The sequence below is a fragment of the Campylobacter concisus genome, from assembly GCF_002165785.1.
GTDB classification, from domain to species: domain Bacteria; phylum Campylobacterota; class Campylobacteria; order Campylobacterales; family Campylobacteraceae; genus Campylobacter_A; species Campylobacter_A concisus_W.
The window spans coordinates 49,693-74,280 of record NZ_NDYO01000007.1; the positions used below are offsets into that span (position 1 = coordinate 49,693).

At 38.9% G+C, this 24,588-nt stretch carries 21 protein-coding genes, 1 other RNA gene and 1 pseudogene; 10 read left to right on the forward strand and 13 right to left on the reverse strand.

The features are described 5' to 3' along the window. Positions 1-4: 4 nt before the first annotated feature. Positions 5-1,072 carry a chorismate synthase gene (gene aroC, locus B9N62_RS06540; protein ID WP_087584854.1) on the forward strand — a complete coding sequence of 356 codons (1,068 nt, stop codon included), beginning with the start codon at positions 5-7 and terminating at the stop codon, positions 1,070-1,072. 46 nt (positions 1,073-1,118) lie between these two features. Here the strand turns inward: aroC and B9N62_RS06545 are convergent, their stop codons facing one another. After that, a complete protein-coding gene (locus tag B9N62_RS06545) occupies positions 1,119-1,670 on the reverse strand; it encodes an autotransporter domain-containing protein (RefSeq protein WP_087584855.1) in 552 nt (183 codons plus the stop codon). 262 nt (positions 1,671-1,932) lie between these two features. Here B9N62_RS06545 and B9N62_RS06550 point away from each other — a divergent pair, with 262 nt between their 5' ends. Further along, a complete protein-coding gene (locus B9N62_RS06550) occupies positions 1,933-3,195 on the forward strand; it encodes a Y-family DNA polymerase (RefSeq protein ID WP_087584856.1) in 1,263 nt (420 codons plus the stop codon). Beyond that, the gene (locus B9N62_RS06555) at positions 3,185-3,493 is read left to right on the forward strand and encodes a YolD-like family protein (RefSeq protein ID WP_257640210.1); all 309 of its coding nucleotides are present in this window, start codon (positions 3,185-3,187) and stop codon (positions 3,491-3,493) included. Before B9N62_RS06550 ends, B9N62_RS06555 begins: the two co-directional genes overlap by 11 nt. 31 nt (positions 3,494-3,524) lie before the next feature. Here the strand turns inward: B9N62_RS06555 and B9N62_RS06560 are convergent, their stop codons facing one another. From B9N62_RS06560 to typA, 6 genes are all read right to left on the reverse strand, one after another. Continuing rightward, on the reverse strand, positions 3,525-5,966 hold the full coding sequence (locus tag B9N62_RS06560; RefSeq protein WP_087584857.1) for a molybdopterin-dependent oxidoreductase: 2,442 nt from the start codon (positions 5,964-5,966) through the stop codon (positions 3,525-3,527). 20 nt (positions 5,967-5,986) lie between these two features. After that, positions 5,987-6,556 carry a hypothetical protein gene (locus B9N62_RS06565; protein WP_087584858.1) on the reverse strand — a complete coding sequence of 190 codons (570 nt, stop codon included), beginning with the start codon at positions 6,554-6,556 and terminating at the stop codon, positions 5,987-5,989. A gap of 414 nt (positions 6,557-6,970) precedes the next feature. Then, positions 6,971-7,660, reverse strand: a complete 690-nt coding sequence (locus B9N62_RS06570) for a tetratricopeptide repeat protein (RefSeq protein ID WP_141083206.1) — start codon at positions 7,658-7,660, stop codon at positions 6,971-6,973. A 20-nt stretch (positions 7,661-7,680) separates the two neighbouring features. Further along, positions 7,681-8,595 carry a pyrroline-5-carboxylate reductase gene (gene proC / locus B9N62_RS06575; RefSeq protein WP_087584860.1) on the reverse strand — a complete coding sequence of 305 codons (915 nt, stop codon included), beginning with the start codon at positions 8,593-8,595 and terminating at the stop codon, positions 7,681-7,683. Beyond that, on the reverse strand, positions 8,592-9,221 hold the full coding sequence (locus B9N62_RS06580) for a hypothetical protein (protein WP_087584861.1): 630 nt from the start codon (positions 9,219-9,221) through the stop codon (positions 8,592-8,594). The genes proC and B9N62_RS06580 overlap by 4 nt, the downstream gene beginning before the upstream one ends. 278 nt (positions 9,222-9,499) lie before the next feature. Next, a complete protein-coding gene (gene typA, locus B9N62_RS06585; protein ID WP_087584862.1) occupies positions 9,500-11,302 on the reverse strand; it encodes a translational GTPase TypA in 1,803 nt (600 codons plus the stop codon). Between the two features lie 1,172 nt (positions 11,303-12,474). Between typA and fliK the strand changes: the two are divergent. The 3 genes and pseudogenes from fliK to B9N62_RS06600 all read left to right on the forward strand — a co-directional run. Next, positions 12,475-12,858 (forward strand): annotated as a pseudogene (gene fliK, locus B9N62_RS11125) (flagellar hook-length control protein FliK); the annotation flags it as partial. Between the two features lie 8 nt (positions 12,859-12,866). After that, on the forward strand, positions 12,867-13,574 hold the full coding sequence (locus B9N62_RS06595) for a flagellar basal body rod modification protein (protein WP_087584864.1): 708 nt from the start codon (positions 12,867-12,869) through the stop codon (positions 13,572-13,574). A 5-nt stretch (positions 13,575-13,579) separates the two neighbouring features. Next, positions 13,580-15,181, forward strand: a complete 1,602-nt coding sequence (locus B9N62_RS06600; protein WP_180382166.1) for a flagellar hook protein FlgE — start codon at positions 13,580-13,582, stop codon at positions 15,179-15,181. Between the two features lie 46 nt (positions 15,182-15,227). On the opposite strand, the gene B9N62_RS06605 is transcribed toward B9N62_RS06600, so the two are convergent. Further along, positions 15,228-15,653, reverse strand: coding sequence for a hypothetical protein (locus B9N62_RS06605; RefSeq protein ID WP_072595304.1), 426 nt, complete (start codon positions 15,651-15,653; stop codon positions 15,228-15,230). Positions 15,654-15,765: 112 nt separating this feature from the next. Between B9N62_RS06605 and ffs the strand changes: the two genes are divergently transcribed. Beyond that, positions 15,766-15,863, forward strand: an RNA gene (gene ffs, locus B9N62_RS06610) — signal recognition particle sRNA small type. On the opposite strand, the gene B9N62_RS06615 is transcribed toward ffs, so the two are convergent. The 5 genes from B9N62_RS06615 to dnaA all read right to left on the reverse strand — a co-directional run bounded on the left by B9N62_RS06615 (position 15,850) and on the right by dnaA (position 22,630). Beyond that, positions 15,850-17,085 (reverse strand): HD domain-containing protein, encoded by a 1,236-nt coding sequence (locus tag B9N62_RS06615; protein ID WP_087584865.1) that lies wholly within the window; start codon positions 17,083-17,085, stop codon positions 15,850-15,852. The genes ffs and B9N62_RS06615 overlap by 14 nt on opposite strands. Next, positions 17,085-17,714, reverse strand: a complete 630-nt coding sequence (gene queF / locus B9N62_RS06620; RefSeq protein ID WP_257640211.1) for a preQ(1) synthase — start codon at positions 17,712-17,714, stop codon at positions 17,085-17,087. The genes B9N62_RS06615 and queF overlap by 1 nt, the downstream gene beginning before the upstream one ends. Before the next feature lie 52 nt (positions 17,715-17,766). Beyond that, complete coding sequence (gene gyrB, locus B9N62_RS06625) at positions 17,767-20,076, reverse strand: DNA topoisomerase (ATP-hydrolyzing) subunit B (protein ID WP_087584866.1); 2,310 nt, start codon at positions 20,074-20,076, stop codon at positions 17,767-17,769. A gap of 15 nt (positions 20,077-20,091) precedes the next feature. Then, positions 20,092-21,165 carry a DNA polymerase III subunit beta gene (gene dnaN / locus B9N62_RS06630; RefSeq protein WP_087584867.1) on the reverse strand — a complete coding sequence of 358 codons (1,074 nt, stop codon included), beginning with the start codon at positions 21,163-21,165 and terminating at the stop codon, positions 20,092-20,094. Between the two features lie 154 nt (positions 21,166-21,319). Continuing rightward, entirely contained in the window at positions 21,320-22,630 is a 1,311-nt protein-coding gene (dnaA, locus tag B9N62_RS06635; RefSeq protein WP_087584868.1) for a chromosomal replication initiator protein DnaA, read from the reverse strand. Between the two features lie 122 nt (positions 22,631-22,752). Between dnaA and ruvC the strand changes: the two genes are divergently transcribed. The 3 genes from ruvC (at position 22,753) to luxS (ending at position 24,588) form a co-directional block, all read left to right on the forward strand. Then, the gene (gene ruvC / locus B9N62_RS06640) at positions 22,753-23,232 is read left to right on the forward strand and encodes a crossover junction endodeoxyribonuclease RuvC (protein ID WP_180382169.1); all 480 of its coding nucleotides are present in this window, start codon (positions 22,753-22,755) and stop codon (positions 23,230-23,232) included. Between the two features lie 17 nt (positions 23,233-23,249). Continuing rightward, positions 23,250-23,939, forward strand: a complete 690-nt coding sequence (locus B9N62_RS06645) for an MOSC domain-containing protein (protein WP_087584870.1) — start codon at positions 23,250-23,252, stop codon at positions 23,937-23,939. A 133-nt stretch (positions 23,940-24,072) separates the two neighbouring features. Beyond that, complete coding sequence (gene luxS, locus B9N62_RS06650) at positions 24,073-24,588, forward strand: S-ribosylhomocysteine lyase (RefSeq protein ID WP_087584871.1); 516 nt, start codon at positions 24,073-24,075, stop codon at positions 24,586-24,588.

Here is a 24,588-nt window from a genome sequence, read left to right on the forward strand (position 1 = left end):
AATTTTGAATACATTTGGCAAAAAACTAACCTTAACGACCTTTGGCGAGAGCCACGGGGTGGCGATTGGTGGCGTGATAGACGGACTTCCAGCTGGGCTAAAGATAGATGTAGATTTCATCCAAAGTGAGCTAGATAGACGCCGCCCGGGACAAAGCAACTTTACAACGGCAAGAGATGAAGCCGATAAGATAGAAATTTTTAGCGGTATTTTTAACGGAGTAAGCACTGGAGCACCGATAGGTTTTGCCATTTTTAACAACAACCAAAAGTCAAACGACTATGACAATTTACGTGAAATTTTCCGCCCTGGCCATGCGGATTTTACATATTTCAAAAAATATGGCTTTAGAGATCACAGAGGCGGCGGACGCTCAAGCGCAAGAGAAACGGCCATTAGAGTAGCTGGTGGAGCTTTTGCACAGCTACTTTTAAATGAGTTTAATATAGAAATTTTAAGTGGAGTGCTTAGTATCGGTAAAGTTTTTAGTGACAAAATAGACTTTAACTTTGCTAAAAATTCTCAAATTTACGCTCTTGGCAACGAAGAAGCGATGAAAGAAGTGGTAAATAAAGCTAGAAGCGAGCACGATAGCGTGGGAGCTGTGGTTTTAAGCGTGGCTAGAGGAGTGCCAGCTGGTCTTGGTGAGCCACTTTATGATAAGCTAGATAGCGCTTTAGCAGCGGCTTTGATGGGCATAAATGGTGTAAAAGCCGTTGAGATAGGTGCTGGCGTAAATGTAAGCTCCATGCTTGGCTCAGCAAACAATGACGAGATGGACGAGCTTGGCTTTTTGAGCAACAACGCTGGTGGTATGCTCGGGGGCATAAGCAGTGGCGCCGAGATCGTGCTAAAGAGCCATTTTAAGCCTACGCCTTCGATATTTAAAGAGCAAAAGACGCTAAATTTAGCTGGCGAAGTGGTAGATTTTGAGCTAAGAGGTAGACATGATCCTTGCATAGGTATACGTGGTAGTGTCGTTGCAACTGCGATGATAAGGCTAGTTATCGCCGATATGTTACTACTAAATGCTAGTACAAAGCTTGAAAATTTAAAGAAGATTTACGGCTAAATCTATAAAAATAAGTAAATTTAGTGGCTAAAAAGCCACTAAATTTTTAGAATCTATAAGCAAACTGAAGTTTTGCGCTGCTTTGATCTTTTTTGCCAAAAGATTGTGCTATGCCAAAATTTATGAGTGTTGCATAAGTTGGCGTATATCTTAGACCGACCTCAACCTCTGAGCTTGTGCCTTTTTGAGTTAGGCTGATCTCCTCGTCTTCTTGGATTACTGCTATTTTTGAGTAAAATTTAGCTCTACTTGATGTAACGCTGTTAAATTTTAATGTGCTTTGTCCGATATCTGCCTCATCGCTACCGACATAAGAGAGTGCGTAGTTTAGCCCACTATCAAGCATAAAACTATCAAATTTTATCTTTTTGCCGACGCCAAAGCTAGCATTGTAGTATGGCATCGAGATTTTATAATCTACATCTTTTGCATCAACCTTAGTTTGACTCCTGCCAGCTTTTGCCATGAGATCGATATAAAAATCACGTGGTAAATTTAGCCTTGAAAAAATACCAAATCCATAATTTCTAACTCTGCCATCTATTTTGGCATCTTCATCACTGTTATCAAATGTTGGTATAGCAAAAACCCCAAGCATAGACTCGCCATTTTTATTTTTACTTTACTAAAATTTACATCACTTCTATCTGTTAAACCAATATAAACACCTGATTGTCTACTTTTTTCAATAGAAGGGCTAATTGTATTAACTCTTTTATGCATTGTATTTACCCTAACTCCACTAGTAAAATTTATCCATTTTACTTATTTTGTTTCTAAAAAATTTTTATTAGAAATTTTAGCCTTAAGATCGATTTTTCAAAAACGAACTTTTACTAATTTTCATCTATAATCACTCCATGAAAAACGAAGTACAAAAATTTTATGCCGTCATTGATCTAAAGTCCTTTTACGCCTCAGTTGAGTGCGTGGAGCGAGGGCTTGATCCGTTTAAAGCCGACCTAGTCGTGGCTGACGATAGTCGTGGCAACGGAAGTGTTTGCCTAGCCGTTAGCCCAGCTCTTAGAGCAAAAGGTGTAAAAAATAGATGCAGGCTTTTTGAAATACCAAAGGCTATAAAATTTATCATTGCACCACCTAGAATGCAGTTTTACATCGACTATGCGGCTAAAATTTATGAGATATATCTAAAATATGTCTCAAAAGACGATATCTACGTCTATTCTATCGATGAGGCCTTTATCGATCTTACTTCTTATGTTAAATTTTATAATACCGACGCAAAATCCATAGCCAAAAAGATAATGAATGAAATTTTAAAAACTACTGGCGTGACAGCCACCTGTGGCATGGGTACAAATTTATACCTCGCAAAAATCGCCCTTGATATCCTAGCTAAGCACAGTGATGATGGGATTGCATTTTTAGACGAGCAGCTTTATAAAGAACGTCTTTGGACGCATCAACCGCTAGATGACTTTTGGCGTATCGGTAAGCAAACTAGACTAAAACTGGAAAAACATGGAATTTTTTGTATGAAAGATATAGCAAATGCTCCGCGAAGCCTACTTGAGAAATTTTTTGGAGTTGATGCCTATATAACGGTAGATCACGCAAATGGCATAGAGCCAACAACAATAGCTGATATAAAAGCATATAAACCAAGCACAAAATCCTATTTTAGCTCTGAAATTTTACCAAGAGACTACGAACGTTGTGAGGCGGTAGTCGTACTAAAAGAGATGGCTGATAGGCTAGCGCTTAGGATGATCAACAAAGAAGTAATGGCAAGTGGAATAACGATAAATATAAAATTTGCCGACAAGCTTGAGCCACACCAGCGTGCAAGCGTTCGGTTTAAGACACCAACAAATGTCTCAAGTGTGCTGATGAGTTTGGCCGAAGAGCTACTTTTAAACAAGATAAAAAATGTTGGGCTGATTAGGCAAATTAGCATCAGTGCAAATGACGTAGTAAAAGAAAGACTCGCTCACTCTAGTCTTTTTGAGGATAACACTAAAGAAAAGGCGGTTTTAAAATCCCTAAATCTCATAAAAGAAAAATTTGGTAAAAACTCGGTTTTAAGAGCGATCGATCTACTACCAGAAGCCACTGGGCAAGACCGAAATAAAAAGATCGGAGGGCACAAAAGTGGCGAGTAAAGATAGAGTAAAAATTTTTAGCTCGTTTAATCCCCTATCAACCTTAGAGCGAGCCCTGCGACAAAAAGAGCGAGAAAAATGCGAAAAACTAGATCTTGACGAGAGCAAGGTCGATGAAATTTTAAAAAAGATAAGCAAGTTAAGACCAGCTGATGAAGTATATGTGAGCTATCATGACGGCTATACCTATGCAAGTGCTAGAGGGCTAATCTCCGATGTAAATTTCAAGAACAAAACTCTTATGGTTGTAAAAACTAGGATCAAATTTGAAGATATAAATGACCTAAAAATAATTTAGCCCCCAAACGAGGGCTAAATTTATATAAATTCTACAAAGATTGTAAAATTTTTGGTTTAGAAAATGCAGTGATCGGCTTGATCTCGCCTTTATATTTTTCCAAATTTGCAAGGATCGTGTGTCCGCAGTTGCTTTGAGCGATACTAGATGTACCTTTGTCGCGAGTTAGGACATTGACGCAGCCATGCTTGCAAAGGCTCTTCTCACCTAGCACTTCAGGATCGTACCATGCGCCTTCGCAGATGGCGATGACGTGCTCTGGGATGATGTCAGTGACAAGCGCACCGACCAGAATTTCGCCCCTGTCGTTAAATACTCTCACCACGTCGCCAGTTGCGATGCCTTTTGCTTTGGCGTCATTTACGTTTATTAGCATTGGCTCGCGCGCACATACTTCAGCGTAGTTTCTGATTATTGAGTTATTTAGCTGTGAGTGGAGGCGGTATCTTGAGTGTGGGGTTGTGACGCTAAATGGATACTTTTTGGCTTTTTCGCTACCAAGCCACTCAAATGGCTCGATCCAAGCAGCGTGCGGCGCAAAGTCTTTGTAGCCAAATTTAGCGATAGTTGGAGAGTATATCTCTATCTTGCCAGATGGCGTGCCTAGGCGGTTTTTGTGAGGATTTTCTCTAAAAGCACTAAGCCTTGTGTAGTATCTGCTCGCTTCGTCATCTTGCTCAAATCTAACATATCCCTCTTTCCAAAACTCATCAAAGCTTGGCATCTTGACATTTATGCCCTTAGCTTGCTCGGCTGCGTCTGCGTAAAATTCTTTCGCCCAGCCAAGCTCATCTTTGCCCTCTGTAAAGACCTCTTCTCTGCCCCAGCGTTTGCAGATTTGTGAGCAGATCCAGTAATCGCTCCTGCTCTCGCCCATAGGCTCTACGACAGGCTTGTAAGCCACGATGTATTCGTTTGTAGGCACGCTTTGGTTGATGTCATTTCTCTCGACTTCAAGGGCTACTGGCAAGACGATGTCGCTTAGTTTTGCTGTGCTTGTCCAAAATGGCTCAGCTGTTATTACGGTGTCAAATTTACGCCACGCTTTTACGGCGTTATTTACGTCTTGATGCCTTGTAAACATCGATCCAGACGCCATGTAAGCCACTCTCATGTGTGGTAGCTTGATCTTTGAGCCGTCATAGTCTATCTCTTTGCCAGGGTTTTGCAAAGCCTCGATCGATCTTGAAGATGGGATGGTGACGTTTTTAAATTTCTTCCATGGAGCACCATCTACGTTGTCGTATTTCTCGCTTATGCTAGTGCTGATGCCTTTTAGTGACGGAGCGATCTTGTCTGTAGCGCCATTTGAGTGGTAGAGGTTAAACTCGAAGCCAAGTCCCTCTTTGCCTATCTGACCTAGCATCGCGCTAAGTGTTACGATACCCCAAAAGCTCATCTCGCCGTGATCTTGTCTTTGAAGTGATCTGCCTGCGATGATGACGCTTGGCTCTTTTGCAAGTGCTGTTGCAAATTTTGCGATATCCTCAGCTTTTACTCCGCAAATTTTGCTAGCCCAGTTGATATCTTTGACTACCTTGTCGGTTGTGCCAAGCAGGTAGTCTTTAAATTTATTAAAGCCAACTGTGTATTTTTTGATAAATTCTTCGTCATAAAGCTTGTTTTCATATAGATAGTGGCACATGCCAAGCATCATTGCTACGTCGGTATTTGGACGAACGATGATAGCTTCAGAGTCAAGGTATCTTGTGGTGTCGTTTTTAAAGACGCAAACGCTATAAGTTTTTATGCCTGCCTCTTTTATCTTTTTGATGCCAAGATAGCCATCATGTGTTGGTGGTTGCCATGAAATTTGATCAGTTACAAGTGGGTCAGTGCCCCAAAATACAACATTTTTAGCGTTTTTAGCGATAGCCTCCCACTTTGTCGGAGCATCATAAACGGCGCTGTTGCCTAGGACGTGAAGCATGATAACAAGGCCAGCACCCGTTGAGTAGTCGCCGCTCTCTTCTACATATCCGCCAAGCACTTTTAGCATCCTGTGACCAACAGTCCTACCCCAGCTGATCTTGCCGCTACCGCCCCACCAGTAGCACTCGCCGTAGATGCTCTCAGGGCCATATTTGTCGAAATTTTCTTTTAAGGCTTTTGCTGCTAGATCAAGGGCCATGTCCCAGCTAACACGCACAAATTCCTCTTTGCCACGAAGCTCGCTCTTTGCTGCGCCTTTTGCTTTTAGATAGCTCTTTCTCACGTATGGATAGAGCACGCGGCTCTCGTTTTGGATGAGGTCTGGCAAGCTGTTGTTCATGGTATTTGGAAATTTATCGCCCTCAAATGGATCGACGGAGACGATTTGGTTTGAGTTGGTATTTGCCCAAAATAGCCCAAATCTATTTGCGCCAAAGGTTTTGTTTTGGTCAAAAATGGTCTTTGTCACGCCCTCTATCTTGCTTGCTTGCGCTGCTGTGGCAGCAAGTGCAGAAAATTTTATAAAATCTCGTCTTTTCATATTTTCTCCCTTATGAAAATTTATTTTACTTTTTTGGCATTGTGTTGTAGGTATTTAAGCACTAAATTTAGGTCAGTTTCATCTAGTGCGACAAATTTAGCATCGACCATACCAGATAAATTTGCTGGCCACTGAGCAGCTGTGAAGCTGTTTGGCTCGTGCAGCCTGTGACATGCTGAGCAGGTCTCTTCGTAAATTTTCTTTGCCTTTGCGTAAAGCTCTTTTTGGTTACCACCAAGCGTGTCATTTGGCACTTCATAAACGCCATCAACTTGGTACCAAACCTCGCCATAGTCATCTTCAAGATCTTTTACTTTTTTGAAATTTGCCTCGCTCTCGTCATTAAAAGCTACAAAAACTTCAGGATCTTCTATACTTCTTTGAAGTTGGGCTAAATAGTTTGCCGAAACTACGCCATTAACCTTGATCTTGCTCGTTTTATCGCCTTTTTCGACGACTTCAACTGGTGTTAAAACCTCGATCTTTCCGATCATCTTGCCATCTAGCGTTATATTGGCATCTTTTGCGATGACATCGGCACTAAAAGCAAGACTACATGCTAAAGCAGGGGCTAAAAATAGCATTTTCATGTTGCAATCCTTAAAAATAAAATTTAAAAAAATCTTATAACCTAATGGCTTAAAATTACATTGTTATATTTAGCTTTATTTAAGAAATTTAATATTCATTTTTATTAAAAATAAGATTTAGAAGAAAATTTATCAATGAGTTTTATTGATTGTCTTAATGATTAAAAGTATAAGCAAACACAAGCTCTGTAAAAATTTTACTTTTAAGTCTAGTGAAGTAAAAATTTAACTTTACTTCACTAGCTACTATAAAAAGTATGGCAAAGTTTTTATAAACTTAAAAACATAAATTAGTAAACCTCTTACAGTATTTATAAATATACTAAAAGTTACTACTCTACATTGCTGGCTATGCTAAGACTTTCTAGAGTTTTATCGTTTTAAAATTTTTTGTCAAAACGCCTTATTATCAATTTAACAGCTTTGCTTATCGCCTAGCTCGCACGCCTTTTTTCGCATTTGCTTTGCCTTTTTCACGTCTTTTTTTACTTGCTCGTATCTGTTTTCGTTGAAATTTCCCTCATACAGCCACGCCGCCCTCTCGCAGCCGCCTACGTAGCCTAGCTTACACGAGCGCTCGTAATACTCCATCATCTCGCCTATATCGCCTCCCGTTCGCTCTATCATCCAGCCCACGTTGTAGCATCCGGGAGCGTATTTTTTGTTGCATAGGGTATTGTTTATCGCAAACGACTGCACCTCGTCGCCCAGCTCTTCTTGCATGAAATTAGCCAGCGCCAAGCAACCGGGCAAATACTCGTAAAGGACGCAGCTAGCCTTGTAATACGCGCTAATCTTAGTCTCACGCTCGCTCTTATCCGCAGCTTTTACTAGGTTGTTTTTATAAAGTTCGCCCAGATAAAAGCAGCCCTCGCCGTCTCCTTTGGCGCAGGCTAGGCTAAATAGCCCCTCCGCCGCGCCGTAGTCTTGCTTTAAGTTAGCCGCTACCATGCCTGCTTGCACGCACTCTTTGGTGGCGTTTAGGTCGTGGTTTTTGCATTTTTTGAGCTTTTCTAGCGTATCTGCGGCTAGCAATGGCGAAAGACTAGGCTCGCTAGCGAATAAATTTAACGCTACAAGTAGCGCAAATAATAAATTTTTCATTTTTACCATTAAAAATTTACCTAGCCCCGCGCTTTGGCGATGCAAGCGGCGACGGCATCCATCAAGGCGCCGCGAAATCCGCCTTTTTCAAGCGCGACAAGTCCCTCGATCGTGGTTCCCACCGGCGAGCACACCTCGTCTTTTAGCGCGGCCGGGTGCTTGCCGCTTTGGATTAGGCGCGCCGTTCCTTCCACGGCTACCGCAACGACGTCGTAGCAAAGCTGCCTAGGCAGTCCGCCCCGCACGCCGGCATCGGCCGCAGCCTCGATAAAGGCGCACGCATACGCCGGCAAGCTTCCCGCGATGCCCGTAAATGCGGCAAACCCGGCCTCGTCTATCTCATAAATTTTACCGATTTTAGCGATTATTTCGCGCACGGTCTCTTTCTTAGCTTCGCTAAATCCCGCGTCAAAGCAAAGAGCCGTGGCCGATGCGCCGATGCAAGCTGCGATATTTGGCATCGCGCGAGCGATATAAACGCCATCGCCCGTGATTTGCCTAGCGCGCTTTATGTCAAAATTCGGCGCCAAAAGAAGCAAAATTTTGCCCGCAAGCTCGGGCGCGATCAGGCGCAAGATAGCCTCGTAGCTAGCGGGCTTAGTAGCCAGCACGACCGCGTCCACTTCGCGCGCTAGATTCGTTTCGCTCGCGGCTATTTTTACGCCGAATCTCTGCCGCAAAGCTTCGTTTTTGCTTCTGGCATAGGCTAGGATTTCAAATTTCGTCTTTTTTTCGCATTCGCGCTGGCTTGGAATTTTATCCGTTTGCGCTAAATTTTCCGCCCTTTGCGCCTCGCTGCCGCCGTCAAATTTCCGCTCATCCTCGGCCGGGCTTCGCCCCGCGTCCACTTCGTCAGATTGCGCGCGCCAAAGCGCCTCTATCATTGCGCCGCCCATATTTCCGCCGCCAATAAAGCCTATTTTTACGTTTTTCATTTCGCCGCCTTTCTTAGAGTGCCGATTTTGACCGTCTTGCCCGCGACCGCATCACGTACCGCCGTACTATCCGCCCAGATCGCCCCCGTAACCTGCCCAGGCGTCAAGGTATAAACGCCGCCCGTCTGCGCCTCATCGCTAGCCTTAAAGTCGTTTCCGACGACCAGCTCATAGGCGGCCTTCGTGTTGTTTTCAAATTTGATCGCCGCTTTTAGCGTCGGCGCTTCACCCTGTTTCGCCGCGCCCGCATACTGCTCAAGTACGTTTTTGCTAAGCTTGCCGTAGATGCCGCCGTACTCGTCCAGATATATCCGCACGGCGCGCTTGTCCGAGTTTTTGCCGCCCTTTTCGCCCTTGCCGGCGCTAACGCTCATCTCGTAGGCGGTTTCTCCCGTCGGGAAGTCCTTAAATTTTGCGTCCGGGACAAAAATCCGTACGTTGTCCGTTACTACTTTTTCGTCGTGCGTCTGCGGCGTTACGTCCGTTAGCACGATCGTGGATTTCACATCCGCGCCTTTATCCGAAGCAAGCGCGGAGATCGGCACCCGCGTAAGTAGCGTCGTCTCGTAGCAACCGCTAAAAATAAACGCCGCGGCAAGAGCTAAGATAAATTTTAGTTTTTTCATCGGTTTCCTTTAAATTTTCGCCGATTCTAGCATAAACTAAGTATTTTTGTATTGATTATATTAAAAGTAAAAATAGAAAAGTAAGTATGGTATTTTAAAGTATAAATAGTTTTAGGATTGATAAATTTTAGATGAGAGAGAATGACTCTATTTCGTCTTGAACAAAGCCAATTTAAATAAATAATGCAAAAAATATGAGAAATTTATATAAATTTATTTGCTGTTTTTAGAGTTTAATTATTAGCCCCTTTACAAAGGGGCTAGATGACAAATTTTAATTAGAGTTTTGCTTTTCTTTTGCGTTCTGTTGGATCTAAATAGCGCTTGCGAACGCGGATATTTATAGGCGTAACCTCGACTAGCTCGTCATCTTCTATCCACTCTAGCGCGCGCTCAAGACTTAGCTTTCTAGGTGGGACAAGCTTGATCGCATCGTCACTACCGCTAGCACGCACGTTTGTTAGGTTTTTGCCCTTGATAGGATTTACGTCAAGGTCGTTTGGACGGCTATGCTCGCCAATGATCATGCCCACATAGACTTTTGCTTGCGGATCAAGGAAAAGCACACCACGATCTTGCAAGTTAAATAGCGAATAAGCAAGCGTTACTCCGTTTTCCATCGAAACTAGCGCGCCATTTGTTCTGTGCTCCACTGTTCCACTTAACGGTCTAAACTCCAAAAAGCTGTGGTTCATAACGCCCTCACCTTTTGTATCAGTCAGAAACTGGCTTCTAAAACCGATAAGTCCGCGTGCTGGGATCTCAAACTCGATCCTTGTTTGACCATCACCTGTTGGGTTCATAGAGACCATTTCAGCCTTTCTTTTGCCTAGTTTTTCTATGACAGTGCCTGTCGTATCATCAGGTGCGTCGATGACTAAAAGCTCGTATGGCTCGCATTTTACGCCGTTTATCTCTTTTACGATAACCTCAGGTCTGCCAAGTAAAAATTCATAGCCCTCGCGGCGCATATTTTCAGCCAAAATAGTAATCTGAAGCTCACCACGGCCACTTACTTTAAATTTGCCCTCGCCGATGTTTTCGTATTTCATCGCGATATTTGTCTTCATCTCGTTTGCAAGGCGCTCATCGATCTTATTTGATGTAACGTGTTTGCCCTCAGTACCTGCTAGTGGGCCATCGTTTACAGAAAATACAACGCTAAGTGTTGGCTCTTCGATGTGGAGCGGATCGAGTGGATGAGGATTGTTTGGATCAACAACGCTATCACCAACATCAAGTGCGTCAAATCCAGCGATCGCTACGATGTCACCAGTACCAGCTTCGTTAATATCTGTTCTTTCAAGACCCATAAAACCAATTAACTTTGAAATTCTACCAGTTGTCTTTGTGCCATCAGCCTTTGCAAGCATGACATTTTGGTTTTTTGATATCTTGCCGTTAAAAATCCTCGCAATACCGATCTTACCGACGTAGTTATCATAATCAAGCGTGAAAACTTGAAGCTGAAGTGGGTTCTCATCGCTACCACTTGGAGCTGGTACGTGAGATAAGATGGTCTCAAAAAGTGGTTGCATATCTTTGTTTTCATCACTTAGTTTTAGTTTCGCGTAGCCATTTTTCGCAGCTGCATAAACTACCGGAAATTCTAGCTGTTCGTCATTTGCATCAAGTGCGACAAAAAGGTCAAAAATTTCATTTATAACGCGGTCTGGATCGCCAGCAGGCTTGTCTATCTTATTTACAACGACGATTGGGCGAAGTCCAAGAGATAGCGCCTTTTTGACGACGAATTTAGTTTGCGGCATAACGCCCTCTTGCGCATCAACAAGTAGCAAAACGCCATCAACCATCTTAAGAACACGCTCTACCTCGCCACCAAAGTCGGCGTGGCCTGGGGTGTCTATGATGTTGATCTTTGTATCTTTGTAGCGAATGGCGGTATTTTTAGAAAGGATCGTGATGCCACGCTCTCTTTCGATGTCGTTGCTATCCATTACACGCTCGCCAAGGTTTTGATGCTCGTTAAATGTTCCTGACTGCTTCAAAAGCTCATCAACCATTGTTGTCTTACCGTGGTCGACGTGTGCGATAACGGCTATATTTCGTATCTTTTCCAAATTTTTCTCCGTTTATTAGTTTGCTATTTTTCGTTTGTCAGTTTTAAAATAGGGGCAGATTATAGCCAAATTTTTATAAATTTTAAGCTGATATCAAGAAATTAATTTTTGGAATAGATTTTGCATGTTTGGCATTAAGTTTAAAAATTTGAAAGGTTTAAATGCAAGCTTATACAGCGAAAAATAACGTAGATTTGCTGGCTCCTGCTGGAGGTAAAAAGCCATCTGCTTCTAAGAAATCTCAAAACAACGGCGAATTTTTGTCGATGGTTTTAGATGCAGCTGCGAGTAAGGCAAATAGCGGCCAAAAAATCACTGAAAAAGATGTCAAAGAGATAGTAAAAACGGTTACAACTCAAAAAGAGACGCTACAAAAATCTCAAAGCGAAAGTGCGGCAAAAATTTCGGCCGCACTTGAAGAAAATTTGGATGAAAACACAAAAAATGAGCTCTATGAAAATGCAAATTTCATGCAGCTTTTGCAAGTTTTAGAAATTCTAAACGGCAATGAAAAAGTAAGTAAATTTCCAAATTTCAGCGACAAAATAGCAAATTTCTTAAGTGTGCCTGAAAACGTCGAAGAGCTTAGCAACGTTAAAAGCGTTAGCGATCTTATCGACCTTGCTAAGAAATTTGACCTTGGCCTTGAAAATATAGAAATTTCAAACGAAGATGTGCCAAAACTAAATGAGATGTTTAAAAATTTGGGCAAGCAGGAATTTTTCACGCCGATAAAGACTGAGGACAAACCTTTTTACCTAAAAGAGCTAAAAAACGAGGTCGAGCAAACTATCATCAAAAACGAGCCAAAAGAGGTCGTAAAGCTTGATACTTTGTTAAAAGAGGTAGTGGCAAATCCAACTAGCGAAGTTAAAAATTTAGTAAAAGAAGAGCCTAAAAAGCTAGATGATAGCGAAGTAAAGCTTGACGATGAGCCAGTAGATATAGAGCTAGAAAACGAGCCAAAAGTAAAGGTAAATTTACACGAGCAAAAGGCGCAAAAAGCTCCAACTCTTGAGTCGCTACTCTTCCCTGAAAGAGAACAGCAAAAAAATGAGAATTTAGAGAGCAAAGAGACATTTAACAGCGATAATAAATCAGAACTAAATCAAATGGTAAAAGATATCGCTAGTAGCGCTAAACACCAGCTTCAAACAAAGGCTGAGATAAAAGAGACGCTTAGTAACTTCTCTTCTACGCTAAAAGAGCAGGTTCAAAATTACAAAGCTCCGATCACTCGTTTTAACATAACGCTTAATCCACTAAATTTAGGCGAAGTTGAGATCACGATGGTAAATCGCGGCAATAACTTACATGTAAATTTTAACTCAACCACGGCTACGATGAATCTTTTTTTGCAAAATCAAGCCGAGTTTAAAAATAGCCTTGTAAATATGGGATTTACCGAGCTTGAGATGAATTTCTCAGATCAAAATCAAAGACAAGATAAAAAAGAACAAGCAAAGAACAAATATAGCTCAAATCAAAGTGAAGAGAGCGAAAACGCTCAAGCGGAACAAAGCTTGCTTGAGCTAGTAATACCAAGATATATTTAGGAGAGATTATGGCTTCAGTTTCAGATATAACTACACAAACAACACAACAAAAAAACGCCGAGAAAAAGGCAAAAGCAAAGCAAGATGCGGCAGCTGGCACAGGAACTAACCCAAATGCGCAGCTAGATAAAGACGCATTTATGAAGCTACTTTTAACAGAGCTTCAGTATCAAGACCCAACAAGCCCTATGGATACTGAAAAGATGCTCACACAAACTAGCCAACTAGCATCACTAGAGATGCAACAAAATACAAACTCAGCTATGAAAGAGCTTGTAAATCAATTAAAATCAAATGCAAATGCCTACGCTATCTCAGCTCTTGGAAAAATGGTCTCAACCGGTTCAAACTCAGTTTTACTAACAGATGAGCAAAAAACTGTGAATTTTGCACTTTATTTTAAATCAGATCTTGCAAATGGCAAGCTTGAAATTAAAAATGCAAATGGAGAGGTCGTTCGTTTAATTGATATAAAAGATCTAAAATCAGGAGTTCGCAGAATATCTTGGGATGGTAAAGATGATTCTGGAAAACAATTACCAAACGGCGCATATACAGTTTCTGTTAATTACACTGGAAAAGATGGTAATTCATACAAGACTCAAGTAGGTAGCTATCCGGTTGAAGCAGTAAAATTTGTAGATGGCAAAGCTATGATAAAAATCGCAGGTGAATATGTCCCAATGGATAAAATATCTGAATTTTACGAAGGATAAAAGCCATGATGAGAGGTTTTTACAACGGAATTAGTGGCATTAAAACACAAAGCTTTGGCATGGATGTTTGGGCAAATAATATCTCAAATATCAACAACGTAGGTTTTAAAGCTTCAATCCCTGAGTTTAAAAATTTAATCAATCAACATATGGCTTCCGCTGGAAGTGGTCCAACTAACAATCAAGTAGGTCTTGGAGCTACGAAACAAACGACAGCTTTAAAGATGACAAATGGTAGTTTTCAAAATACCGATAATAACTTCGACCTAGCCATAGGTGGTAAAGGTTTTTTTGGTGTCGTTGATAAAAATGGCAAAAACTACTATACAAGAACAGGTAGCTTTGATATAGATGGGGCTGGAAATTTAGTAGATAATAAAGGCAACTTGCTTCTTGGTACGTTAACAAGTTTTACTCCAGTTACTCCAAGTGCTAATGCTCTTAGAAAATATGGTCAAACAAAAGGTACCACGCAGGCATTTACTGCAAAAGAAGAAGATCTAAAACTAGGCGATACTGGCTCACAAAAAGGTATAAATTTACCTCATTTTTTATATATGCCAGCCAAGCAAACAAAAAATATAAATTTAAAAGGTAACCTAGACTCAAGTCTAATAACAAATAGACAAACAACAGCCATTGATGCGGCAAATTTTAATTATACACTTGATAATACAAACAAAACTATCTCACTAAATGGGCAAATCCCACTAAGTCAGACAAGATTTGGTGCAAAAGCAGGTGATAGCGTGGTGGTAAAAGTAAAAGACGGTGATGGTAAAATTAGCGAGTTTTCAACTATGCTAGAGAGCGATGGCAGCTGGCATATAAACAATAAAAGCCTAAAATTTATGAATTTTGCTAGCTTAGATGTAAAAGCTGAAGTTACATCACTAGTTGAAGTAGCTAATAAAGAAAAACTAAGCTCAGAGATATATAACAGCGATGGTACAAAGAGCTTAGTAACTATAAATTTTATAAAGCAAATCCCTCAAGGTGGCAATCAAACTACATGGAATGCCACAGCTACGATAACTGATGCTAATGGTGTTGTACAAAATACAGCTATGGGAACACTTACTTTTGATGGTAGCGGCAGGCTTGTTACAAATACATTAACAAGCGTTGGAAACGTAGCTTTAAATTTTCTTGGCGATGGAGATGCAAATGTCTATAATGGCATAACAAGCTCGGCTAATTCAAAAAAAGACTTTGTCATAAAAGCAGATGGCTACGCCGAAGGAAATCTCTCAAAATATAGCGTCGATGACCGTGGAAATATCATGGCAAATTTTGACAATTCTCGTTCATTTATAGTTGCAAAAATAGCTCTATATCACTTCCAAAATGAACAGGGCGTATCAAAAGTAGGTGATAATCTCTATGAGGCAACTCCAAATTCAGGTGAAGCATTTTTTTACAAAAATAAAGCTGGTGAGACCATTTATGGAGCGCAAATTCTTGCAAATAAACTTGAAATGAGTAATGTCGATCTTGGTCAAGCGCTAAGTGAGGTTATAGTCACACAAAAGGCTTATGAGGCTAGTGCAAAAAGTATCACAACAAGTGATGAGATGATCCAAACTGCTATTCAGATGAAGAAATAATTTTTATACTAGTTGATGATTAAAAATTTAAATATCAATGATAATTTTAAGAATAGAGTTTGACTTCGTTTATTAAAAACTCGTAAACTCTTTGCTGAACTAAAATTTCTTCCTCGCAGCCACTCATCAAGCGACGAAGGTGAGAAAAATCTATCTTTTTGGCATATCTTTTGTGATCTTTTAGGTCTTTATCAATGCTTAAAAGTAGTGCATCAAGTGTGATCCTATCGTTTCTTTTAACTCTTGCTACATACTCTTTAACAGTTTGGATTAAAAAATCTTTTCTGGTTTGGTCATTTTCATAAATTTCATTTGTAATGTCATTTAAAACAAAAAAATCATCTTCGTCTGGGTCAAATTTAGCAGAGATCATAGCGGCAAAAATTTTGGCACGAAATTCTAAAGATTTGTGATGATAGATAAAAAAATCTCTAAAAGCTGATAAAAAACGAAGTTTAAACTTTCCAGACATTACTCTACTTTTTATGAAATTTGGGCTGATTATATACTTTTAAAGCTAAATTTTTAAAAATGTAACTATAAAACAAAATTTAAGTATAGTTTCTGTATGATTGCGAAGCTCCTTCTTAGACCTGTGCAATGCTTTTTATGAGCACCGCTTCAGGGTGGGAACACAGCAGAGCACTTGTATTAAGTGTGTGCCGCAGTTATCTGAGAGGGGGTCTTTCTAAACCAAAATGTTCATTAAAATCATCGCAAATTTCTAAAAAATCCACTCCGTCAATCTTAGGTTTTTCACTAAAAAATTTATACATATTATTAAAGCCATCAGTTAGCTCTTTTGACTTGACGCCGTAGCTTATAGAAATTCCAGCTTCGATGTAGGCTGAGAGTTTGTCGCAGTATTTTAATGCTTTGCCGTCGATCGGGTTAAATTTATCCTCATTTACGTTTTCCATAGTCCCTTCGTGGCAGATGATCTTGCGCTCATATGTTCTATTTTCAAACTCATCTTTTATAAATTTCTCGCCATCTTTTCTGATACCAAGGATATAGCTAAACTCATCTTTGATCTTTTCAGGCACAAATGGCAAAATCCTCTCATCAATAAGCCTCATCTCATACTCGCTGATGATCTCATTTAGCCCCTTTACGCCGTATTTTACAGGGCTTATGATATCTCTTGTGAGGCTCTCTGGCAGATCGTGAAATAGTGCGCAAAAGAAGTTATTTTCTAGGCGTCTTTTGCAAGCTTTTGCTTTGAGTGAGTAAAAATAACTAAGTATCGCAACTACTAGCATATGTCCTAAGACCGCAGTTTCAGGGATGCGAGGCGTTTGTGCCCAGCGCTTTTGAAACCTTAGCCTACCGCTTAGATCAACAAGGCGGGCTAATTTTTGGTTCATAGCGATCTTTCTAACGCCAATTAGCTCATAATAATCCTCCATCTCCTCTTCAACCTTCGCCTTAAGCTCGTCGATGTCGCTTAAAAACTGGCTCGTTTGATAGACAATAGAAAATTCCCACCTCGTGGCAAGATAACTGGCTGCTTTTAGGATTAGGCGCTCTTTTTCATGCTTTTTATCATTTTTAAAGTGGTTTTTAAATCTCTCTAAAAATTTGCCATCTTCGATCTCTGAGATCAGCTCCTCTAGGTTGCTTAAGACCCAGCTATTTATTTGCTCTTTTTTTGTCTTTTGTATGTGATGAAAGACATCTGGTCGTATGTCAGTGACTACGACCCTACTTAAAAACTCAAAAATTCCAGCCTCAATGATATAGTTCATATCGGCGTCTTGCTCTTGTTTTGCTATGAAATAAGCGATGATAAATTTATGAGCCTGCTTGTCAAGCTCGACTAAATTTGTCATCTTTGGATAGTCGTTCCAACGTGATATAGATGCTGCTTTAAAGATATGTTCTATAAGCTTAGCACTTATCATTATTTATCCTTTTTGACTACTTTTGGCTTCTTATCATCGGCATAGCTTATCTTTCTAAAGCCCTCTTTGTTTGAGCTTCTTCTTGGCTTGTCATCTTTTTTAAATTTATCATCTCTGCTGCCTCTGCTACTAGCACGATCGCTTGTGCTACGTCTCTCACGCGCTTTGTCGCTAAAGCTTCTCTCCCTACTTCTTGGAGCGTATTCTTTCTCTTCAGCTGGCTTTTTTACAACTAGATCGGAGCTGATCTCAATAACCGTATGAACATTTCCACGTGGGTTAAAGTCGCCCACTATCTTCATAAATTTTGGCTCAAGTTTTTTTTCTAAAACAGAGTAAATTTCATTTATACTATCTTCGTGACTGATGTTGCGGCTCATAAAGCTATTTATATAAAGCTTTATCGCTTTTAGCTCGACAACTAGCTTGTTTGGGATGTACTCAAGATATATCGTCGCAAAGTCAGGATAACCAGAGCGAGGGCAAAGGCAACAAAATTCAGGCAGAGTGATCTTTATGACATAGTCCCTTGTTTGCTTATTTTCCCAGACCTCAAGGTCACTCTCTACGTCAAATTCTTTCAAAATTTTCTCGCCGTATTTCATCTCTATCTCTAGCTCTTCGCTCATTCTTTATCCTTTATTTTTTGCTAATTAGGTCAAATTTAAATTTGATCACCTTTTAAATATCTAAGTGTTTTACATCTTTTGCGTGGTCTTGGATGTAGTTTCTTCTTGGCTCAACCTCATCGCCCATAAAGAGATTAAACGTGTCAGAAGCGCTTATAGCGTCGTTTATATCGATCTTTAAAAGTCTTCTGTTCTCAGGGTTCATCGTAGTCTCCCAAAGCTGCTCAGGGTTCATCTCACCAAGACCTTTATAGCGCTGGATATATGCACCTTTTTTCGCATTTTTTTCTACTTCATCAAGCACTTCTATAACATCACTATGCAAGTCTAGGCCGCGCTCTTTTATCTTTTGGCTGATATAAAGCGCCTCTTCATAAAGTGGGTTTGTGAATAAATTTTCATTTACTACAAGCTCTTCTAGGCCGCTTTCAGTTTGCACATAAATTCTAATCTCATCTTCGCTAACGTAGTGGTTTAGGATGTTATGACCCTCAGCTTTTAAGAAATTCTTTAAAATTTCAAAAATTTCATTGTAGCTTTTTGAGACGATGTCTGGATTTTCTATCATATAGCGGATCGCTGAAAGGACGTTAAAGCGTTTTTCAAGCTCTTTTAAGACACTTCTATAAGCCGCAACGATCTTTAAAAAGTCAATCAAATCCGCACTGCCAATGCCCTCTATATCAACGCCTTCGATACCAGTTTCGATAAGAAATTCGTTTAATGCCTTTTCATCTTTTAGATAAATTTCTTTCTTACCTTTTTTATATCGGTAAAGTGGTGGCTGAGCTAGGTAGATGTGGCCGTTTTCTACGACTTTATTTAAAAATCTAAAGAAGAAAGTTAAAAGCAGTGTCTGGATGTGGCTACCATCGACGTCTGCGTCGGTCATGATGATGATCTTATGATATCTAAGCTTCTCAGCGTCAAATTCATCTCCAATGCCGCAGCCTAGCGCTGTTATCATATTTTTTATCTCATCAGACTTTAAAATTTTATCCAGTCTTGCCTTTTCAACGTTTAGAATTTTACCCTTAAGCGGCAATATCGCTTGAAAAACTCTATCACGTCCCTGCTTTGCAGAACCGCCCGCAGAGTCGCCCTCCACTAGATATAGCTCGCTAATTACTGGGTCTTTGCTTTGACAATCAGCTAGTTTGCCAGGGAGCGTGCCTACGCTCATGCTCTCTTTTTTGCGAGTTAGATCCCTAGCTTTTTTAGCAGCTTCTCTACCACGAGCTGCCATTAGAGCTTTGTCCATTATCGCTCTTGCTTCAATAGGATTTTCTTCAAAATACTTTGTAAGCACGTCAAAAACCATCTTTTGAACGATAGGTTTTACATAGCTTGAGCCTAGTTTGCCCTTTGTTTGTCCCTCAAACTGCGGCTCTGGCACTTTTACGCTAACAACTGCAATAAGTCCCTCGCGGATATCTTCGCCAGTTATCTTTGTATCTTTTTCACGTGCAGCAGCGTTTGCTTGAACATAGTTTGTGATGACTCTTGTAAGGCCCGCTCTAAAGCCAGCCTCGTGCGTACCACCATCTGGAGTTTTGATGTTATTTACAAAGCTTAGTAAATTTTCACTATAAGTGTCGTTGTAAAGCAGGGCAAAATCAACCATAACATCATCTTCGCCGCCGCTAAATGATACTGCTTTACTAACAGCATTTGCTTTGTTCATATCAGTTACAAAGCTCTCTAACCCGCCCTCGAAATGAAAGCTCTCGCTTCTGCCATTTCTTTGATCTTTAAAATTTATAGTTATCTTTGGGTTTAGATATGCTAACTCGCGAAATCTTTTTACTAAAATTTCATCATCAAATTCTGTCACTTCAAATATACTATCATCTGGCCAGAACTCAACTTGCGTACCTGTGCGGTTTGTAGTTTTTATCACTTCAAGATCACTTTGAGGGATACCTTTTGCAAATTCTTGTCTATGAAGCTTGCCATCACGCTTGATATTTACGACTAGCTTTTTAGAAAGGGCATTTACGACAGATACACCAACACCGTGAAGACCGCCAGAGACCTTATAAGTATCTTTGTCAAATTTACCACCAGCGTGAAGCACTGTCAAAACAACTGTCGCAGCTGAAATTTTCTCAGTTGGGTGCATATCTACTGGGATACCACGGCCATTATCGCTAATGATCGCTGAGCCCTCACGTGTAAGCTCAACATCTATCGTATCACAGTAGCCGGCCATTGCCTCATCAATAGAGTTATCAACTACTTCGTAGATCATGTGGTGAAGGCCGCTTATGTTAGTATCGCCTATATACATGCCTGGGCGTTTCCTGACCGCCTCAAGACCTTTTAGTACTTTGATATTTTCTGCGCCGTAATTATTTTCCATAACCTAGACCTTATCTTATAAATTTATCGGCATTATCACTGTTGTTAGCTCCTTTGAACTTACAACAAATGCCAATGAGCTTTCATTAAATCCAAGCTCAAAATTTTCATTCTCGATGCTACTTAAAAAGTCAAGTAGATATCTATTTTTTATACCTATGAAAAATTCATCTCCAAGCTCTAAACCAGTTTGATAATCTATCGTAGTTTTTGCTTCAGAATTATCTTCTATAACACTTTCAAATGTTATATTGTCTTTTGAAAAAGTTATTTTCATTGTATCACTTAGCATTGAGATAGTTTTTATGCCTTCTATCATCTTGTCTCTATTTAGTTGAAGCCTTTTTCTTACCTCTTTTGGTATGACACGCTCATAGTCTGGAAATTTACCATTTATAAGTTTTGTGAAAAATTCAAAATTTTGGCTTTGAGCGATTAAAATATTTTCATCATAGTAAATTTCTATCTTGTCAAAAAATAGTTTTTGTATTTCATTGATAGCTTTTTTAGGGATTATGAGTGAAAATTCTTTTTCAGTTGGTGTTTGAAATTTAAATACACTAAGTCTTCTTGTGTCGGTTCCAACGATATTTATAAAGTCTTGTTTAATATCAAGGAAAGCACCATTTAGTTCAAATTTTGGGTTATTACTATCAATACTTGGTAAAATTTTCTTTAAACTTCTTCCTAACATAACAGCATCAACATCAAATTTTGATTTACCTTCTATCGTTGGAAATTCTGGAAAATCTTCAAATTTATACATTGGAAGTTTGTATTTTGAGTTTTTTTGTTTTATATAAAGATAGTTATTTACAGTTTCTAACATCACTTCTTCGTCTTTTAGACTTTTTATAATGTCAAGTAGTTTTTTACCATTTGCAGTTGCATAACCTTGATCAACGATTTTTACATTACTTAGCTTATATGCTAGACCTATTTCATGATCAGTTGCTTTTATATTTAAAACCCCATCTTTTGCTGAAATATAAATGTGAGAAGTTATAGCACTAAGATCTCTTTTTTCAAGATATGGATTTGTATTTGTTACTATGCTTTCAAGCATATTTTTGTTTATTAAAACTTTCATTAAAAACTTCCTTCTATTTTTAAATTTAATTTTTTTGTTTTAGTAGGTGATGTTAAAAAGTGAAAAGTGCTTTCAAACATCGAAATACAGCTATTTGAAATGTGAAAATTTATATTTTCTTTTTCACATTTATTCACAAATTTCATATTGTATTTTATCCTTTTGTCAAAATTTTGTTTTTTAATTCAGTAACTTTTAGACTAAAAATTTCATTAGTTTGTATTAGTTCATTTATCTTTTTAATATTATGACTAACGGCACTGTGATCTTTCATACCAAAATAGTTTGCAATTTGTGGCATTGAGTTTGTTGTAAGCATCTTTGCAAGATATATGATGATTCGTCTTGCTTCTACTATATTTGTAACTCTTGATTTGCTTTTTATATCACTTTGTTTGATATTTAGTTCTTTACTAACTATTTCAACGATAGTATCGAAATTTATATTTTCACGTTTTTCTTTGATCAAATCTTTTAATATACTTTTTGCAAGATCAAGTGTGATCTCTTCTTTCATAAGAGTTTTAAATACGTTTAAATTTATGATAGCTCCCTCGATCTCACGGATATTATCTCCCATGTTTGTAGCTATGTAGTTTATGACCTCCTTATTTAGATCGATTTTATCAAATTCGCATTTTTTGATGATGATGGCTATTTTTGTATCAAGTTCAGGTGGCGTAATATCAGCCATAAAAGCCTTATCAAATCTTGAAATCATCCTATCTTCAAAGCCTTTTAGTGTCTTTGGAGGTCGATCTGAAGTCATAACTATTTGACCATTTTTTGCTAAAAGTTCATTATATGTGTTGAAAAATTCCTCTTGGATTTTATCAGTTTTACCAAGAAACTGTACATCGTCTATTAGTAAAACATCGCAGTTTCTATATTTTTCACGAAATTTTGGCATTGAGTGGTTATTTATGTGACTGGTAAAATCTATCATAAATTGTTCGCTAGTTACGCAAATAACGGTTTTTCCTTTATTTAAACAATGATTTCCGACTGACTGGAGTAAGTGAGTCTTGCCAAGTCCCGTCGTGCCGTAGATAAAAAGTGGATTATAAAGTACGCCAGGTTTTTCAGCGGCTGCTTTTGCGCTTAAAAATGCATATTGATTTGACGCTCCACAGACAAAATTTTCAAATGTGTAGCTTGGATTTAAAATGCTACTTTGTATTTTTATTTGCTTAACATTTATTTGATTTTGTTTTGATACCTTGCTACTTTTAGTAGATGAAATTTCTATATTTAGTTTTATGCCTGTTCTAACTTCATATAGATGAGCGATCTTATCAGCATATCTTGTATTTATAAATTTAGCCATTAACTCATTTGGTGCAGTGAATACTATAATATGATCGTCTGAAGCCTTTTCGTTAAATTTTAATTGCTTGATATAACTTTGGTATTCTTCAGGTGAAATTTGTGTTGAAAGATTTTCTAAAATTTCGTCTGCTATCAAATTTTTATGCCTTAAATTTTGAGAATTTTTATAGTGATACTATCTTAAATTTAATAAAACCTTTGTTAAACTCTGACAAACTTTTTCACATCGTGAAAAAGTCGTGAAAAAGTATTGAAAAGATAGTGATGAAAATTTTAGGAATTGATCCAGGTACGAAGAATTGTGGTTATGCAATACTTGAAAAAAATAAATTTAAAACTACACTTCTTGAAGCAGGACTCATAAAAATAAAACCAAACACACTTCAGTATCAGATTACCGAGCTTTGCGAGGGGCTCGATCTCATCTTTAAAAATAATAAATTCGACGAGGTCGCGATCGAAGATATATTTTTTGCTTATAATCCAAAAACGGTTTTAAAGCTCGCTCAGTTTCGCGGAGCACTTAGCCTTAAAATTTTACAGCTTCATGGCGATTTTGCCGAGTATACGCCGCTTCAGGTAAAAAAAACTGTCACTGGCAAGGCCAAAGCTGACAAAGAGCAAGTAGCATTTATGGTGAAGAAAATTTTAGGTATAAACAAAGAGATAAAACCGCTTGATATTACCGATGCGATCGCAATCGCACTAACTCACGCAAATAATTTAAGAGTAAGCTAAATTTTGATAGGGGAAAAATGGCAATTGTAAAAGCATTATTAATCGGCGAGGTAAAAAACTACGGCTCGCAAAGTGCGACTGATAAGCTAAATACACCTTGGAGCTCAGCTATTTTTAAAGTAGCTCAAAATGACGAAATTTTTGCAAATGAGCTTGGCTTTGAGGGTGATAGTGTCGCTGATACGAAGCATCATGGAGGCCCTGAGAAAGCTGTATTTGCAAATTCGTTTGAAAACTACGCTAAATGGGAGAAATTTTTAGGATTTAAAAATATGGCTTATGGAGCTATGGGTGAGAATTTATGCATTGACGGCCTTGATGAGAGTAGTGTCTGCGTGGGCGATATCCATAAGATCGGCTCACTAGTCCTTCAAGTATCGCAGCCAAGAAAGCCTTGCTTTAAGCTCTCAAAAAGATGGGGCAATGAAAATATGGCTACTCACATCTTTGAAACCGGCTTAACAGGCTGGTATTACCGCGTAATCACTCCAGGATCGTGTAAGGCAGGTGACACCATAGAGATCATCAAAAAGGATGAAGTTGGCATGAGTATTTTGGAGGTAAATAGGCTCTTTTTCGCACCAAATGAAAATTTAAATTTATTAGAGAAATTTAATTCTTTTACCACTCTTCCAAAAAGTTGGTATGGTGATATGGAAAGACGTATTCAAGGTATTTATAGTACAGAATATATGAGAAATTTATAATAGTAAGTAAAATTTTTATTATTTTAATACCCACAAACATTCAGATATTACAAGGCTTATGTGAAATTTTGCATGAGCCTTTAAATTTTAAACATTTTTTACGCTAGAATTACCAAAATTTAAAGGAGAAGATATGCCATTACTTGATAGTTTTTGTGTAGATCATGTAAAAATGCAAGCCCCAGGAGTAAGACTAGCAAAAAGTATGAAAACGCCAAAAGGCGATGATATAAGTGTTTTTGACTTGAGATTTTGCAAGCCAAATGAAGAAATTTTGCCAGAAAAAGGTACCCATACATTAGAGCATTTGTTTGCTGGCTTTATGAGAAATCACCTAAATGGCAACGGCGTAGAAATCATCGACATCTCGCCGATGGGCTGTAGAACTGGCTTTTATATGAGTTTGATCGGCACACCTAGCGAAGAAGCCGTAAAAAAGGCATGGCTAACCTCTATGAAAGATATCTTAGAGGTTAAAGATCAAGATAAAATTCCAGAGCTAAATAAATTTCAATGCGGTACTTACAAGATGCACTCACTTGATGAAGCACACGCCATAGCAAAGAAAATTCTTGATCTTGGCTTAGTCATCATAAATAACGATGAGATCAAGCTTGACGTTGATGCTATGGGACTAAAAAAGCACTGA

Excerpts from the sequence above, each read along its gene's own strand:
- B9N62_RS06545 (WP_087584855.1), bottom strand. The coding sequence starts at position 1,670 with ATGCTTGGGGTTTTTGCTATACCAACATTTGATAACAGTGATGAAGAT.
- B9N62_RS06550 (WP_087584856.1), top strand. The coding sequence starts at position 1,933 with ATGAAAAACGAAGTACAAAAATTTTATGCCGTCATTGATCTAAAGTCC.
- B9N62_RS06560 (WP_087584857.1), bottom strand. The coding sequence starts at position 5,966 with ATGAAAAGACGAGATTTTATAAAATTTTCTGCACTTGCTGCCACAGCA.
- B9N62_RS06565 (WP_087584858.1), bottom strand. The coding sequence starts at position 6,556 with ATGAAAATGCTATTTTTAGCCCCTGCTTTAGCATGTAGTCTTGCTTTT.
- B9N62_RS06570 (WP_141083206.1), bottom strand. The coding sequence starts at position 7,660 with ATGAAAAATTTATTATTTGCGCTACTTGTAGCGTTAAATTTATTCGCT.
- proC (WP_087584860.1), bottom strand. The coding sequence starts at position 8,595 with ATGAAAAACGTAAAAATAGGCTTTATTGGCGGCGGAAATATGGGCGGC.
- B9N62_RS06580 (WP_087584861.1), bottom strand. The coding sequence starts at position 9,221 with ATGAAAAAACTAAAATTTATCTTAGCTCTTGCCGCGGCGTTTATTTTT.
- B9N62_RS06595 (WP_087584864.1), top strand. The coding sequence starts at position 12,867 with ATGGCTTCAGTTTCAGATATAACTACACAAACAACACAACAAAAAAAC.
- B9N62_RS06600 (WP_180382166.1), top strand. The coding sequence starts at position 13,580 with ATGATGAGAGGTTTTTACAACGGAATTAGTGGCATTAAAACACAAAGC.
- B9N62_RS06605 (WP_072595304.1), bottom strand. The coding sequence starts at position 15,653 with ATGTCTGGAAAGTTTAAACTTCGTTTTTTATCAGCTTTTAGAGATTTT.
- B9N62_RS06615 (WP_087584865.1), bottom strand. The coding sequence starts at position 17,085 with ATGATAAGTGCTAAGCTTATAGAACATATCTTTAAAGCAGCATCTATA.
- queF (WP_257640211.1), bottom strand. The coding sequence starts at position 17,714 with ATGAGCGAAGAGCTAGAGATAGAGATGAAATACGGCGAGAAAATTTTG.
- gyrB (WP_087584866.1), bottom strand. The coding sequence starts at position 20,076 with ATGGAAAATAATTACGGCGCAGAAAATATCAAAGTACTAAAAGGTCTT.
- dnaN (WP_087584867.1), bottom strand. The coding sequence starts at position 21,165 with ATGAAAGTTTTAATAAACAAAAATATGCTTGAAAGCATAGTAACAAAT.
- B9N62_RS06645 (WP_087584870.1), top strand. The coding sequence starts at position 23,250 with ATGGCAATTGTAAAAGCATTATTAATCGGCGAGGTAAAAAACTACGGC.
- luxS (WP_087584871.1), top strand. The coding sequence starts at position 24,073 with ATGCCATTACTTGATAGTTTTTGTGTAGATCATGTAAAAATGCAAGCC.